The following is a 16518-nucleotide window of genomic DNA, read 5'->3' as shown; positions in this document are numbered from 1 at the left end:
GTTTTTAGCGGATCAGGTTAATAACTCCTTTCTTCTCTGTTTTACTTCCATCTGTAAGGGTAAGATGACATACATAGATGTATACGCCGGAAGGCAGTGCCTTTCCTTTGTAGTTGCCATCCCAGCCTACAGACTGGTTATTGGATTCGAATACTTTTTCGCCCCACTGGTCAAAAATGGTGATGTGCAGCTGTTTGATGATGTAACCATATACCAGCAGTACGTCGTTTCTGCCATCGTTGTTAGGTGTGAACGTATTCGGGATATAGATGCCATCAGGTAAGGTTTTACCTTCTGCCGGCAGCGATGCTTTGTCTTCGCAACCTTTCGCACGCACAATCAGTTTCACGGTCTGTACCGGTTGTAATCCGTTGACGATATGCACCAGTCCTTCCCTGCCGGATGTTGGCAATGTCCAGCTGGTACCGCCATCCAGAGATACTTCGTAGCCGGTGGCATTGGCAACTGCCTTCCATTTAAAGCGGATCATGTTTACGCCTACGCTGTCGACCGTTACCACCGGTGTTTCCAGAACCGGCAATACATGTATAATGGCTTTGGCGCGCGCCAGTCCGGGACATCCGTGTGTGAGTGTTTCCAGGTAATAATTACCGTCGGCGGCAATGTTGTTAATCGTGTAGTCGTTGCCGGTATGCAGCAGGTTACCGCCTGTTGGGGCATCGTACCAGTTGTACAATACGCCGGGTTCAGGATTCTTTGCAGACAAGGTAACATCCGTGCCGTTACATACGGTCATAGAATCTTTCACGAGTTGAGCCACCGCCGGCGCATACACTTCTACTTCTTTGGTAGTATCGCCTACGCAACCTTCTGCTGCCACAATGCTCAGTTTCACTTCTTTCACGCCCGGGTATCTGAAGTACTTCAGGGTATCTTTTGCAGACGACACGGTAGAATCGGCAAAACTCCATTTCCAGGTGCTGATACCCACACCGTTGCTGGTAGTGGCAGTGCCTTTGAACAGGGCGCCATCGTTCAGGCATCCGGTATAGTCAACGCTGAAATCAACCACCGGCGCAGGGATTACTTTTATCTGCAGGATGCTTTCAAAACTGTTGCTGCAGCTTTCTATATCCGGATGTGAAATCAGGATAGGCACTTCATACAAACCTGGTTTGCTGAAGATGTAATCAGCCGGTACGGTAAAGCGATAGTATTTCCGGTCGTTGCTGATCAAAGAATCCACTGGTACCGGGTTGTTCTGCACGATATCGGTTTTAGGCGCAAGGCTGGCTACCTGGCTGAATTTCCAGGTGATCGCCGTTGGTTTCACCGGTATGAGCATGGAGAAACGGAATGGTGTTTTGGCGCAGGTGTAGGTGTTGTTCTGACCACTGTTATTCATTACGTTGTTGAATGAAGGCAGGATGTTCAGATTTTTCACCAGGGTACCGGCGTTGTAACCATAGCTTTCCACACTACCGAGGCCGTAGGTTACGGCCGTAAAGGCAGAGTCGCTGGTTACGGTACACTGTGCCGGAGCGGCCGGCCAGCGTTTCACCACTACCGTATATCCGGCAGCGTTAGGATGCGGATAGGTATGATCGAAAGTAGCGCTACCGTCGATCTGCAGGGAGGATACACCTCCCGTAGGTATAATGAGGGTAAGATAGTTGACAGTGATAGCCTCCCGTGTATTGCGGTACAGTCCTACCCTTTTAATACCCTGTTCTACCGGGCTCAGGTAAATCATTTCCGGATCCCCGTTGCCGCTGGTGTTAGGGCAGCTTCCGCTGGAGGACATATACTGGGCTACCATGATAGGCTGGTTGGCTTCAATATTATCAGCCGTGCCGCTTTCAAACTGGTAGAACCGGTTGTTGATCAGGCCTGTTAAAGTGGCGCCGTTTATTTTCACTACAGTGGCAGGGTCTTTCACCAGCACACGGTAGATGTTGGTCATGAACGAACTGGCCGAGCCGCTGGAGGAAGTAGGTGCTGTGAGATACTTTCTGCCCCATGCCTGCGACGGGAAGTTCTGCTGGATCAGGTTATCGCCTGAACCGCCGGTTTCGATGCCGCAGCCAATGCCGGTACGGCTGCTGCCGGAGAACACCGCCATCGGGTAGCATTTTCCATCTTCATTGATCACTGATCTCACATGACTGCCGGACAAGTCGTAGCCTTCGCTGCCACCGCCTGGCATCATGGCGCCCAGTACCTGGTACACTTCACCTTTATTCAGTGTAACCGTAAACGTTGTATTGGCAGGTTTACCTGCCAGCGTAGGCACTGAAGGTGTGATTTCCACTTTTGTATTATCATAGTCCGCTATTACATAGAACCAGGAATAGGTGTCTGTGCTGTAATTCTGCCTGGACGAGAGCGTAGCATATTCATAGCCATAGGTACCTACCGGCAGCAGCATGGTGGCGCCGGAAGAGGCACTGCCATAAATATGTGCGTAGGCAACAATGGGCACATCACTTTCTATGCTGATACCTTTATCGGATAATCCCTCTTCTATCAGGCGGGCATCGCTCAGTCCACTCTTTGGTATTATTTCGGTAGTGATGGTTTTATTGGCAGGAATGTGATACACTCTTTCCCAGCTGGTACCATTAATACGTACTGTTACGTTAGAAGAATCCTGTGCATTGAGATACAGCACCATGTTCTGCGAGTTATCCCCGGAGAAGAACTGGTGATGGCCATAACCCACCCAGAAACGGGTACCACGGTTGGAACTGTCGGCCGGCTGCAGCAATTGTGAAGTAACCGTACCGCCATTAAGACCGGTAAATTTATCCAGGAAGTGTACCGAGCTATCCCTGATTACATTCGGGATATCATATACGTGGCTCAGCGAATCTACGATCCATGCGTTGGCGCTATCGGTGCGGCCCATCCGGATATCCTTCTGGCGCCTGATATAACCCTGCCACGGATCGATATAGAACTGATCGATGTTGAAGTTATACTGGCCATTAGCCGGTGTTACATCCACATCGGTATAGAAATACATAAAGTCCCTGCCGGTAGCCAGATTTGGCGGCCTGATACCGGAGTAGCGTCTTACAGCGATATTGTTAGGTATAGCTGTGCCAGGGTTCCAGGTAATTTTTGTTACCGTATCCGTACCAAACATAAATGTTTGCGTAACGCCCGGAGCCGGTGTGGCCGGGAATGCCGGGAGTGCCGGTGGTACAGCAGTAGGCAGGAATTCGTAAGCGCCCATATCCGGTACGCCTTCTGTGAGCTTAACTGCCCTGGCGGCGCCGTTGATGTCCTTATCGTTACCTTCTATCTGCACACCACGGCCATGAATAGCCCATACATCGGGAAGCGCAATGGCAGGTTGCAGCGTGCTATCATCTGCGAATGCTGGTTTGTATACAATAGAATTTATATCCAGCGTATCTGCGGCGATATAGTCATGCAGTGTAGCATAGCTGCCCGCAGGCGTCTGCTGCTTAACCAGCACCGTGCCTTTTGTATACAGGGTATTATAATCGCTCTTCATGTACAGCGGGTTAGCGATATACATGGCGATACCACTGGTGTCTGAAGCAAAAATGTTATTCTTCACTTTAACATTACCATAGTAAGATGCGGTATGATTGAAGTACGCGGCATAGTTATCGCCGGTGGCAGTGGAGCTGTTCAGTACCGAGTTATTATAGTAGTTGAGGTTGGAACTGCTTGCGCTATAGATACCATAGGCATTCACTCCATTGGCTTTCACGCTGATCACGTTGTTGGAAACGGTGGCGCCGTCTGCCTGGTAAAGTTCCAGTGCGCGGACTTCCCCGGTAATGTTTCCTCTTGCTGTAATGCGGTTTCCGGATACAATGCCTTTCACACCGGCATCGGAAGTAGCATAGTAGAGGTATATTCCGTGAACATCATCGGTGGTGTTGGTCACCTTAACTTTATTCCCAGAAATCGTGTACCCGTTGGTGTTATCTGTATAGATACCATAGGCATCAGCTGCCATATTGCCGCTGAGGTTCACCTGGTTGCGCCGGATCATGAGGCTGTCGGCATACTCTACATACAAACCGTTTGAATACGGTTTCTCTATAATATTGCTATCCAGTGTAAGTCCGCGTGCAATAGCGCCGTAACTGCCTTCCCAGTAAACGCCATTCGATCCGTTGGTGATGGTATTACCGGTGATCACGTTGCCAATACCGATACATTCGTCGGCGTACACACCACTTACAGTAGTACCGGTGCTGGTGCTAACCGGCAAAGGAATAGCGCAATTAACGATGCTGTCGTACGAAGATTCTTTGGCGTATACCACTGCTCTTGCGTTGGTGGTACCAGCCGGTTTAATAGTGATAGCCCTCCAGGTAACGTAATCCACACTGTCCAGCTGCAACACATAATTCAAGGCAGATGTACCGGCGTAGGTAAGCGTTACCGCAGCAGCGCTGTTTGTTTCACTCCGGAAGGTTACCCTGTTTACTGCAGAAGCACCAGGGATATGATGCATGGTGATCTGCTCTGTATAGGTGCCTGCCTTTGCGAGGAAAGTAACGGGACCGGCTATACCGCATTCCAGTTTGGATACAGCACTGCTGAACGACTGGAAGTTAGTAAGACTGCTAGGCGCCGCTGGATTGATGGTATAAGTACCTGCCAGCAGTGGCGGGTTCAGGTTAGCCTTTACTACAGTAGAATAAGCACTGTCCGTGCCTCCGCATATAATTAAGCAGCGGTAGTAGTTTTCTACCCCGATGGTAGTATTAAATACACTCACATATTGTGAATCGCTGGCAATTACCCACGGACCTGTAGCAGTAGCAGAACGTTGCCACTGGTAGGTTTGTGTACCACCCGTGCTGTTGCCGGTAAGGTCCAGTTTGATATCGGTACCCATACACACCGGTGTAAGCGGGAATACGGTTGAAGTACCCGGTACCACTGGTTTGCTGCAATTGGGAACACTCACTTCGTAAGCACCCATATCCGGTTTGGTAGTGCTCCTGGTTACACCGAGGATATCCGTGGTAATGCCTACCGGCTTACCGGTATTATCCAACGGAGAAATAACGGTGGCATAGTTACCTGCAACAGGATCTGCAAACACAGGCTGTATGGACAAGGAGTTGCTATCCAGTTTGGTAGCGGCTGTCCATGCAGCCAGCGTAGGATAGTTACCACCTATATAAGCCGTATTGAAATTGCTTTTTACATAAATATCATTGTAATTGGAAGTAAGCGCGGTGCTGGTGCCGATGCTTAAACCGGTTCTGTTTCCTTTACCGGATCTGCTGACATCAAGAATATTATCAAAGAACTGGATACCGGTAGCAGTACCTGACTGATAGAAACCGGTAGTTCCGTTGGAAGAGGTATTCTTAAGATCATTCAGCGCAACCGTGTTGTGATAGTAGTATACATAGTCGGCGCTGTAGTTGGAAAGGCCGTACTGCGTACCCTGACCACGGAAATCATAGATCACGTTATTGAAAACTTTCGCCGGATTGGTAGCAGTTGCATCTGCATAGGAGAACTCCATACCGTAAACAGTGGAGGTGCTATTTGGTGCGCCACCCAGCAGGTTGTGGATACGGTTGTTGCTTATCACCACATCTGCCGCTTTGTTATCAACGCTGATACCATACACGGAGTAGCTGTTATTGTCACGGCCCGGCCTGGAAATATCATTATGATCTATCAGGGTGTTGGTGGTATAGCTTACCGTAATACCTGTTTCATAAAACTCTTTTATGACGTTGTAGCTAATGGTATTGCGGGTAGGAACAGAAGCAGTAGCGCCATAGATGAGCACTCCATTGTATCCGCCGGTAATGGTATTTTTTGTGATGACGTTACCATCACAGTCGTTACCGGTACCGGTGGTGGGACTGGATTCGCTGCCGTTGATCACGATACCGGCAAATTCATTATAGGTACCGGTTTGATCGATGATGATGTTACAACGGCGGATGGTGTTGCTGTCTGCATTATTGAGCATCTGTACACCATAGCCATAATCGTCGCTGGTAGCATCTATAGTGAGGCTGTCGAACGTAATATGATCGGCGCCACGCAGTTTTATCACCGCCCTTTCATTATTATCGGAAGGCGCAAACTTTATCGTATTGCCGTTACCGTTAAAGGTGATGGTGTTAATAGCAGAGGTGCCTGCGATAGAATCCAGGATCAGCTGTTCCAGGTAAGGACCGGAGCCGGCTACCACATTCATTACCACAGGACCTTGTATACCGCATTCCATAGCCGCTTTGGCAGCGTTGAAGCTGATAAAGTTAGTAGTGCTGGCCGGTGCGTTTTTATTGATGGTATAACCTCCGCCGGGGAATGCCTGGTTTACTGTAAGCAGTATTGGCTGCGAGTAAGCCGTATTACCACTACATGTAACGGCTACACGGTAATAGGATGTTGTAACCGCGGTGATAACTGTATCCGGGTTGGTAAGCACATTACCGATGTTGGTGTATGTGCCCGTAGCGGTGGCTGATCTTTGCCACTGGTAGGTTTGTCCGAGCCCGATAGAATTATCGGTGAGTGACAAAGCCACTTTCCTGTTTACACAAATCACCGATGGGCTTACCTGCGCATTACCTGCCAGCGGCGGGTTAATGCAGGGACCGGGTGTAAACTCATATGCACCGATATCTGGTGTGGAGGCGCTTCTTACTGCATTATTAATATCTACCGTAATATTTACCGGTAAACCTTTATTATCGATAGAAGCATTCGCTGGCTGATAATTACCGGTAGTGACAGATACAAACAGCGGATTGGAACTTACTGAGTTGCTGTCCTGTAAAGAAGCGGTTTGCCAGTCGAGGAGTGCCGCGTTATTAGCGCCAAAGTAGCCTACATTGCTGGTACCGCCGCTGGCGGCCAGGTAGTAATCATTCCTGTTGGCATGAATAGTACCGTTGGTAGCGCCAAAGTAAATACAGTACTTACTTCCGCCACCACCACGTGTTACAGCAATGAGGTTATTTAAAAACTCTATACCATCGGCTTTGGATGTTTGATAAAAGCCGCGGGCAGTATAGGTAGTACCTGTAGTAGAGCTTCCATCCAGCGCAATAGTATTATGGTAATACCAAACGTTGTCGGACCCTGAATTGTAAATACCATAAGCATCTCCCTTACCAGTATAATTATACATCAGGTTATTGCTTACCACGTTTTCCAGCTGCGCGAGTGCATCGGTACTGCTGAAGTAAATACCATAAGCTGCACTGGTGCTGTTGGGAGCGCCACCAAAGGGATTGCTGATGATATTACGGGTAACGTTTGCCTTTGTACTGAGATTTGTAAAATAGATGCCATAGAACGTACCTACACCGGTACGCGCCGGCCGGCTGATCGTATTATTTTCTATCAGCGTATTAAAGGAACCGGTTACATAGATACCGTAGTTATAGAAATTGCTGATCTTATTGCCGGTAACTTTATTATTACCGTTTGCAAAGGTATTGCTGCCGGTTAACGCAATTCCATAGTAGCCACCATTGATAGTATTATCAGAGAAGGTATTAAAATCGCATTTCGCCTCTCCGGTAGTAGTCGCCGAAGTGAGCGAGCTGCTGATGACGATACCTGCGTTACTGCTAGTACTGGCAGTAGAATCCAGCAGGAACGTACAGTTTTTGATGGTGTTGTAATCTGCATCGCTGGTGAGGTGTACACCCCATCCGTTGCTGGTACCGCTGGTTTTAATTACCAGGTTATTAAAGGTAAAATAGTCGGCGTCCGACAAGCGGATCACTGCCGGTGCTGAGGAGGTGCCTGCAAAGGTAAGCGTGTTGCCGTTACCGTTAAAGGTAATGGTATTGGTAGCAGAAGCGCCCGGCACAGGTGTGATCAGCAGCTGTTCAGTATACGGGCCGCTGCCTGGAGCTACGTTAAATACTACCGCGTTATTGATACCACACTTAATAAAGTTGTATGCATCATTAAAGGAGGCAAAGTTATTACCACCGGTGGGCAGGGCCTTATTAATATTAAAGACGCCTGACACCGGCAGCGGAGAAGTGACTGTTACAGCGTTGGAGGTAACAGTGGTATTGGAAGTGACACAGGTTACATTACAGCGGTAGTAGCTGGTGGCCGGCTGTGTGGTTACAAGCCGGTTGGTAGTATCGTTGGGCATGTTGGTCCAGGTAGTATTATCAGTGGACTTCTGCCATTGATACTTAATACCTGAAGCGACGGTGGTGCCGGACAATGTTATAATCACCTGCCCGTTCATACAAACGGTTGATGAGTTGGCAGTAGCCGTTCCTGCGGTGGGTGTACCGGTGCAGGCTACGGCCGGCGTCCAGGAAAAGATCACATCCGGACGGGTGGTCATAGAACCGGTATTATCGGTGTTAGTGGTACCACATAGATAATTCAATCCGTCGGAGCGGTAAGTATGTGAAGCATCAAAGGGAAGCCCTGTTGTATAAGGTACTTCCGGGTTGTTGGTGTAGGTAAGGCGGGTATCTGAATCAGGTGCGCCGTTACATATTTCCACTACAATGTTATCTGTACCATTCCAGAAAAAGCCGGAGACAAAGGGAAAAACATTGGTGCCGGTTTGCGGAAGGTAATTAACCGGACCAAACACCTGGTTGGTGATGGGCACCCAGGTGCTGTTGTCCAGCGAGGTATCGGTGGTAGTACCAATTTTAATGGTATACTGCTCAATAGTGTCTGTACCATTGAGATTGAGCACCTTGTATTTCAGCCCGCTGATAACACCGGCATTCATCCCTGCGGCATGCAGTTCTGAAGCGCGGTACAGGTATTGCGTCCTGGTGCCTTCATAGTAATCCTGTAACGGGCACGGATATCCCGTGTTGGTGTTACCGGAAGTACTTTGACCAATGCTGATATCCGTTTGTGCCGATAGCCGGAACGCCAGCATCAGCAATACTCCTACAAGTAATGTTGTTTTATATAGATAATGAACAGTACAATTTCTCATATGAGGTTATTTGAATTTTGGTTGAATGCATTTAGAATCCCTGCCAGTTGATCCATGATTTACCATCGCGGGCATTTACCATGTCGTAGGTAAGGGAACTGGTTTGTACCAGGTAGAATCCCGCCGGATCGGCCATCAGCGATCTCGTTTTATTGATAGCGGTTCTGTCGGCGGGTAAACTGCCATACAAGCCGTTATCATTAAAAATGATCCTGCCATCCTGGGTAAAGGTGGGTGCGTCGTACCCTGGTCCGTAGGAGATTACATTCCCGCCGGTTTCCCGCCTTACAACAAAGCCAAGTAAATCCAGCGAAGTACCGGGACCATCTATCTGGGGATAGTAAGTAAGGAAGGCATAGGCCGGCAGACCGGTGATACCGCAGGCATCATCCTTTCCGTTTACATGAAAGCCATAGTAGGTAGCCCAGTAGCTTTCATTCTGTAATGCGTGTTGGTACCATCTCCTGGGCGCCGCGGCATCAATTGCCAACGGCGTTACCGTTTCACTGATGGCGGCGGCTTTGCCATTGACCGTAAAAGTAATAGCGCCGTTTTCCCACTTCACCTGGTCGAAGCTGCTGATAGTGATGGTACTGTCAGTAAACGCCGGCATTAAAGAAATACCGCCCGGCGTGTATACGTAACCGGTAGTTGCCTGCTGTACTTTACCATTGGCGATCCAGGTAAAATTTACCCGGTGCAGGTATGGATTGATGCTGATATCATAGCGGCTGGTGCCTATCGTTAACTTATGAAAATAGGTAAGTATAGCGCTGATACTGTCGATAGAGCGGTTGATCCGGTGCTGGAGATAATTATCCTTATCCTGTTGCGTGGCCTTCACCAATATGGCTTTACTGCCATGGAAACGGCCGGTCAGCCAAACGGTATCGCCCACAGCGCCGTTAATAGCGAATTCAAAATCGGAACCCAGGCCCTGGCCGTATTGCCCGCCATTCTGACCGGCATCCGGATCGGAAAGCACATGCAGATAAGAGTAGGTATCAAACAGCAGGCAGGGTTGCTGCAATGCTTTCAGGCGCCAGCTGCTTTCGCGCATTGTTCCGGTGCTGGCGGCATCAAAGTCAGAATACATCTGCACACGGTTAGCATCCGAAAAACTAAAATAAAAACCAAATACACTGCCCGGAACGCCCGCGGGATATACGAACGCTTTCCAGCCATAAGGCGCGGTTGTAAGCACCTGCTGGTAACGGGCCAATGTATCATTGATACGTTCGTCCGGTGATTTATCAAACAAAGGGTCTGTTTCCTTTTTACAGGCAAACATCCCGGTGATGATGAAGAATAAACAGATCAGATTATTTCTCATACTATTATTTTTACTCCTTCGGAGTCTTTTGTTTTAATAGAGTAACTGATTAATTTCTTTCCTGGTACGGGTTTGAAGGCTGTAAAAGTTGATATGCCATACCGTGAGAAAATAGCTGACTACCATTGCTTCCTTCTGCCGCAGCCTCGACTGTGCTTCTGCTTTGGTAACGCCGTTGATGCTGGTTCCTTCCGGGATACTGTTTACGATGTCATCAAAGCCTTGCTTTCCTTCTACCAGCATGGTAGATACCATCTCTACAAAGTCTTCGTCAAAGGCCGACATCGCGTAAGGTGTTACAAAGCCATCGCGGCGGGCATTCATATCGGAGATGTTGTTCCAGTTGCCGGTGTAAAAACCAGCGCAGATCCGTTTGAATTCTACCGGGTACATCACTGTTTGATGCAGGATGTGGCCAAACTCATGTTCTATTACATGGAACATCTGTTTCACATTGGCGGAATCGGAGGGTTTATAGCCTTCCATCGACTTGGTGAGGAAGTCATTTACCAGGTACAGCACTACCTTGCGGCCGCCTTCTGCGGTACCCAGGGTGATGGTACCGTTTTCGTTCCAGCTGGCGCTGCCGGAGAGAATAAAATACTTGGGGCAGTATCTTTTAAAGAAGAGCGCGCCTGCTTCCGCGATGTAGGTGTCCATCCATACTTTCTGAATGGCCGACATCACCGGGATTATTTTTTCTTCTTTGGGAGGTACCAATGTTTTGTTCAGTTCAAATTCGAACTGGTCCCATTTATACTTTACGGCAATATTAAAAGGCACGGTAAGGCTATCGTGCAGCCATTTATCCAATGGAGAAGCGGCCCAGGTATCTCCGCCGAGGCCGGGAATATCTTCCACATTGCCCAGGTCATCTTTCTTGCTGCAGGCCATCAGCAAGCACAGGGGGATGATGAGTAAGAATGCTTTCATTTGTGTATGTATTAATTTTGGTACTATCGCTGTGTTATTATCTTGGATTCAATGCTATTCCTGAAGTAGTGGCGGAAGCCGGGATCTGGAACAGGCGGCGGTTATCATCGGCCTTTAACTCCAGTACCTTCCCTTCGCGGGTGGTGTGTACCACGGGCATTTTATATCGTTGCAGATCAAACCAACGCTGACCTTCCTGTACATATTCCGCGCGTTTGAAATCGAGGATGGTACGGATACAAACGGTTTTCACATCGCTGATACCATAAAAGCTCTGCATTGCCGCCAGGGAAATATTATGTTCCGAGGCGTTGTAATTCCGGATACGTTTACTGGCAAACAGGTTGAGATCTTTCAATACGGCGCTGGTGTTATTGAGATATACATTGGCTTCTGCTCGGTTAAACAATACTTCTTCCGTAGTGAACAAGGGCGTCATTACATAGGGCTGGCCAATGGTGGCATTCACGGAGTTCTTCACAAAATACTCGGAGAGCTTTGGCACAAAATAATCCTGTGAGCCGTAGTAGTATAACGGGTACGACCAAACGCCGCCGGTAACATTCCGGCCAAGAATAAGCGCTTCATGCTGGAAGTCGAGATCATACCGGAGCCGGCCTGCATTGCGCCCCCACAGGGAAGGCGCTTCCACGATCAGCAGGTTGGCTTTTTCATTGGCATTGGCATAAATGTCAAAGATCTGCGCCGGCGACATGCTGCCATAAGTGGTATTCCACAGGCGCATGTTGGAGGCAACATCATTGTTTGAAAAAGTATTGTCGGCATAGGCTACTACTTTCGGGTAATCTTTTTTATACAGGTAGAACCTGGTGGCGAAGGCATATGCAGCGCTGCGGTTAAAATGAAAACGGGGTACGCTGTAGGCATCGTCGCTGATCAGCGGCAATCCGGAAAGCAGGTCCTTTTCCACCATGTCATACACGTATGCCACTGTTTTACGCTCGTACTGTTTCATTACTACTGTTTCCGGCACGGTTACGTATGGTATACCCGGATCATTTGCAGCGGTAGTGGCATCGTAGGTTTTGGCAAAAATGTTTACCAGCATAAAGTGGGCATAGGCCCTGGCCAGCAGCGCTTCCCCCCGCTGACGTGTGTAAGCGGCAGGATCAGCAGCTTTTCCACAAGCTTCCAGCGCCTGGTTGGCGGCGGCAATTGCAGTATAACAGGCCCTCCAGTAAGCTTCGGGAGAGTCTTCCTCTATCCATTGAATGTCATTAAACAGGTAGGCGTCACCGTTAGGCCGGTAGTACTCTCCTACTCCTTTGTCGCCCACATTGTCCGACATGGCTTCGCACATGGTGATGTAGCTGGCCTGCGGATAAGCGGACCCCAGCAGCTTGCTTACTTTTACCGGTGAACTGAGGTCCGTCCAGGTGCTGTCCGGTACCTGTTCCAGGTATTTTTTACAGCCGGCGGTTACGATGGTCATCAGTGCAAACGCTCCTATAATGACAGGCTTTATTTTTCGTTTATTCGCAGAGGTTATATAGTAGATTGACATAGCTCTTCTTTTTAAATACCTACTTTTAATGAAAAAGTGAATTGTTTCTGGATAGGCTGTGCCACACCACCAGCGTTGAAAAACTCGGGGTCCTGGCCCTGCAGTTTTTTATCTGCATAAATCAGCCAGGGATTAATGGCGGCGGCACTTACTGCTACATTGCTTATTCCTGCACGTTTGATAAGTTCACCCGGCAGCTGGTAGGTAAGCGAAACTGTTTTCAGGCGGATAAAATCTCCTTTTGCCACTCTTTCGGTGGAGTAGTTATAATTATTGTAGGGGTGGGCGCCTCTCAGCAGGATCTGTTCAAAAGCATCCAGCATAGAAGGAACACCGGTTTTACTTTCATCTCCCGGCATTACCCAGCGGTCATAAAACTCTTTGGGCATGGCATCGAGGTCTGAATATGAAGTTTTAAAGGCAGGATACAAGCGGATCTTGTTGCCAAACTGGTAGGTAAAAAATATGTTCAGTGATAAAGCTTTATAGCGGAATGTATTGGAAAACCCGCCGGTAACCGGTGGATCAACCGGGCCTTCGTATACCAGGTGAGCTGTATTTAATGATTGCAGGTTCACATCGCCGCTGATAACGCCATCCTGGTTAATAAAGGATGGGGAGCCTGATTTAGGATCAAGACCAGTGTATTGCAGCGAGAAAAGACTATGTACCGGGTAACCTTCGGTGTTACCACCTTCTGCTACCACCAGGTCGAAGATGCCGGGAATATTTTTTGCGTTGGTAATTTTGTTTACGCTGTATCCGAGCGTAACATTGGATTTCCAGCCCCAGTCTTTACTACGGATCACATCGCCGCCTATCATGACTTCCACTCCCCTTGAATCCATATCCGCATAGTTGGCGGCTTTAAACATTTCCCCGCCGATGCCCGAAGTTTTGATGCGGCTGATCAGGTCAAAGCTTTTGCGTGTGTAAGCATCTATACTAAAATTGAGGCGGCCGTTGAAAAGCCCGCCATCGACGCCGATGTTAGTGGTGTATAATTTCTCCCAGGTGAGTTCATCATTCTGCAGGTGCGACAGGCGGATCACCGACTCTACTTCTGTGAGATGTGGCCTGTTGGTATTAACGGTTTGGTATACGATGTTTGAATTGGTAGCAGGGCCCATGCTCGCGGTTAAGCCGTAGCTGGCGCGCAGCGTGAGATAGTCCAGCTGACGGATGTTAGCGGCGAAAGACTCCCGGTCTATATTCCAGGAACCGGCCACGCTCCAGGTGGGCAGCCATCTTGCCTTACGGGATTGTCCGAGACGGTTGGAACCGTCGTAGCGGCCGGTAGCCGTAAAGTTATACTTGTTGTTATAGGCATAGGTGCCGGTAGCATAGAAAGCCGCGAAGCGATCATAGTCCCTGCTCATGCCGAAGTAAGGGAAATTGCTTTCAATGGTTTGTTTCAGGATGCGGTAGTCGGTGAAAGTGGCGCCACCATTTTCATACTGGTAACCGTAGCCGGTATTGGAAGCGTTCTGGCGATCGGCATACTTTACCTGCTGACCTACCAGTACGTTGATATTATGTTTCTGCGCGAAGGTGTCGGAGTAGTTGAGGCCATTACGGAAATCGTAGTTCAGCAGCTGGTCTTCCGTGCGGTTATAGAAGCCGCCGGCGGGCAATACTATTACTGGTTGTGCGTCGGGATTTTCCGGATCGCGGTAAAGGAATTTGTTCCTTTCTGCGATGGTAGCGTTCCCGGCGGCGCGGTAAGCGTTGGCCATGTTGGCGTTCTCTGTGATCTGGTGTTCACGGGAAGATTTTACATACCTGATAGCACCGGTAAATTCGTAGCGGATGTTTTTGGTGAGTTTAAAAGACAGATCGCCCTGCAGGCGCAGATCCATCATGTTCAGATCGAGGTAATTATTTTCGAGTTCGTTGATGATATTGAAGGGAGCATAGTTTCTTCTGAAGTATTCCAATTGTCCATTTTGATCATAGGCAGTAAGTGTGCGGCTTGTATTCAGCGAGTAGCTGAATGGGTTAATATCGAAATCGCGGTCGTATTGTCCTTCTACAGGGTTACTGCTGCGGGTGAGGGCGCCGGGCGCTTTCTGACGGCGCACAGAGGCCAGTGAAGAGAATCCGGCGGATAACCTGTCGGAGAGTTTATAGGTGTTACGATAATTCAGTGTGTAGCGGGTTACTTTATCCGCGAGGGTCCAGCCGTTATCGCTATAAAAGCTGGTAGAGAAATAGGATTGAGATTTATCTGTACCGGAAGAAATGCTGAGGGAATGTTCCTGTACAAAGTTGTTGCGGAAGAGCAGTCCAAACCAGTCGGTGTTGGCTTTGGCATAGCGCAGCAAAAATTCTTTTCTGTGTTCGGGATCGTTTTCTACCGGGAAGTTGCCGTTTCCGTCTGCATCCAGTTTTTCATATAATTTACCGAATACGCCGATATCTCCACGGGAAAGGATATCGGAGTTGAGGATACCTTTTCTTTCCAGTTCTGCCAGTACCGACATTTGCTGGCCGGAGTTCATGATATTAAAGTTGTTGTAGTTTGGTTTCAGCTGTGTGCTGAAGTTGCCGCTGTAGTTAATAACGGGCTTGCCTGCACGGCCTTTTTTAGTGGTGATCACCACTACCCCGTTCATGGCGCGGGCGCCATATAACGCCGCTGCTGCGGCATCTTTCAGGATGTCGAAGCTTTCGATATCGTTGGAGTTGAGGCCGGCTACTGCGGAACCCAGCAAGGTGGTGGGATCACCGCTGGAGAGCTGATCATTGGAGATATTTACCACGTCTTCCAGTACCACACCGTCTACCACCCATAATGGCTTGTTGTCGCCATTAATAGAGGTAGCGCCGCGGATGCGTACTTTGGGGGCGGTGCCGAAGGTACCGGATACGTTCTGAATGGCAACGCCGGCTACTTTTCCTTCCAGCATGCGGCTTACGTCTGTCATGCCATCAATTCTCACATCTTCTCCTTTCAGCCTGGTAGCGGCGCCGGAGAATTTTGTTTTATCGATGCTCTGGAAACCGGTTACTACTACTTCCTGGAGACGGGTAGGTTTTTCTTTCAGTACGATGGTAAGTGCGCCGCTTCTGAATTCTGCAACGCTGATTTCTTCTGTTTTATACCCGGTAAAATTAAATACAAGGATAGCATCGTTGGCGATCTTCTTCAGTTCAAATACGCCTTTATCGTTGGTGGTGACCCCGCGCGAGGTACCTTTGATAACGATGCTTACGCCGGGCAAGAGTTCTTTCTTTTCATTGGTCACCACTCCTTTTACATCTGTAATAGGAACATTGATCTTTAGCAGTGTATTCGTTACCGCTAGTGGATTCAGTTTCTTGCCACTGTCGTGTTTAATCACTACGCGGTCGTACATCACACTATAGGAAAGCGAGTAAGGAGTAAGTAGTTTATTAAGGAGGTCGCCTACTTTTTCGTTGTGAGCATTCACGCTTACCTTATTAACATCCAGTGCTTCATTGCCTACGTATACAAAGGATACTTCTGCGAGGCTTCCTATCTTTTCCAGTGCATCTTTTAAAATGACATTCTTTAATTCGATCGTAATTTTTTTATCGAGTGCGTCCTGCAAACCGTTGCCGGCATGGGCTTGCGTCACTGCCAGCAGGAGCAGTAAGCAATAGATGAATGATAGTTTTCTTCTGAACATAATTGTTTTTTATTGGTTTCTTTGGGCCATAGGTTCCCCGTTCCGGTTTTTGGACAAAACCGGGCAATAGAGGGCCTTCTGCATAAGCAGGGTATTTTTTACTCAACTATATCATGGCAATATGTTAGCCGGGCGGTAAGGGTATTAC

General features: G+C 48.5%; 5 protein-coding genes. All 5 read right to left on the bottom strand.

Annotated features, from left to right (window positions below):
* Window positions 1–4 precede the first annotated feature (4 nt).
* From PV783_RS18175 to PV783_RS18155, 5 genes are read right to left on the bottom strand one after another with little or no spacing between them, the layout of a single operon-like run.
* On the bottom strand, window positions 5–8926 hold the full coding sequence (locus PV783_RS18175) for a right-handed parallel beta-helix repeat-containing protein (RefSeq protein WP_420989066.1): 8922 nt from the start codon (window positions 8924–8926) through the stop codon (window positions 5–7).
* A 31-nt stretch (window positions 8927–8957) separates the two neighbouring features.
* Window positions 8958–10259, bottom strand: a complete 1302-nt coding sequence (locus tag PV783_RS18170; protein WP_363440392.1) for a DUF4302 domain-containing protein — start codon at window positions 10257–10259, stop codon at window positions 8958–8960.
* Window positions 10260–10292: 33 nt separating this feature from the next.
* Window positions 10293–11192 carry a zinc-binding metallopeptidase gene (locus PV783_RS18165; protein WP_079467651.1) on the bottom strand — a complete coding sequence of 300 codons (900 nt, stop codon included), beginning with the start codon at window positions 11190–11192 and terminating at the stop codon, window positions 10293–10295.
* Between the two features lie 37 nt (window positions 11193–11229).
* Window positions 11230–12717, bottom strand: coding sequence for a RagB/SusD family nutrient uptake outer membrane protein (locus PV783_RS18160; RefSeq protein ID WP_420989065.1), 1488 nt, complete (start codon window positions 12715–12717; stop codon window positions 11230–11232).
* Window positions 12718–12728: 11 nt separating this feature from the next.
* A complete protein-coding gene (locus tag PV783_RS18155) occupies window positions 12729–16370 on the bottom strand; it encodes a SusC/RagA family TonB-linked outer membrane protein (RefSeq protein ID WP_420989064.1) in 3642 nt (1213 codons plus the stop codon).
* Window positions 16371–16518: the final 148 nt, after the last annotated feature.

This window comes from Chitinophaga sp. CC14 (genome assembly GCF_048957795.1).
Taxonomy (GTDB): Bacteria; Bacteroidota; Bacteroidia; order Chitinophagales; family Chitinophagaceae; genus Chitinophaga; species Chitinophaga ginsengisegetis.
Note: the sequence above shows the minus strand (reverse complement) of the source record. Positions and strands in the feature narration are given on the sequence as shown.

Excerpts from the sequence above, each read along its gene's own strand:
- PV783_RS18175 (WP_420989066.1), bottom strand. The coding sequence starts at position 8,926 with ATGAGAAATTGTACTGTTCATTATCTATATAAAACAACATTACTTGTA.
- PV783_RS18165 (WP_079467651.1), bottom strand. The coding sequence starts at position 11,192 with ATGAAAGCATTCTTACTCATCATCCCCCTGTGCTTGCTGATGGCCTGC.
- PV783_RS18160 (WP_420989065.1), bottom strand. The coding sequence starts at position 12,717 with ATGTCAATCTACTATATAACCTCTGCGAATAAACGAAAAATAAAGCCT.
- PV783_RS18170 (WP_363440392.1), bottom strand. The coding sequence starts at position 10,259 with ATGAGAAATAATCTGATCTGTTTATTCTTCATCATCACCGGGATGTTT.
- PV783_RS18155 (WP_420989064.1), bottom strand. The coding sequence starts at position 16,370 with ATGTTCAGAAGAAAACTATCATTCATCTATTGCTTACTGCTCCTGCTG.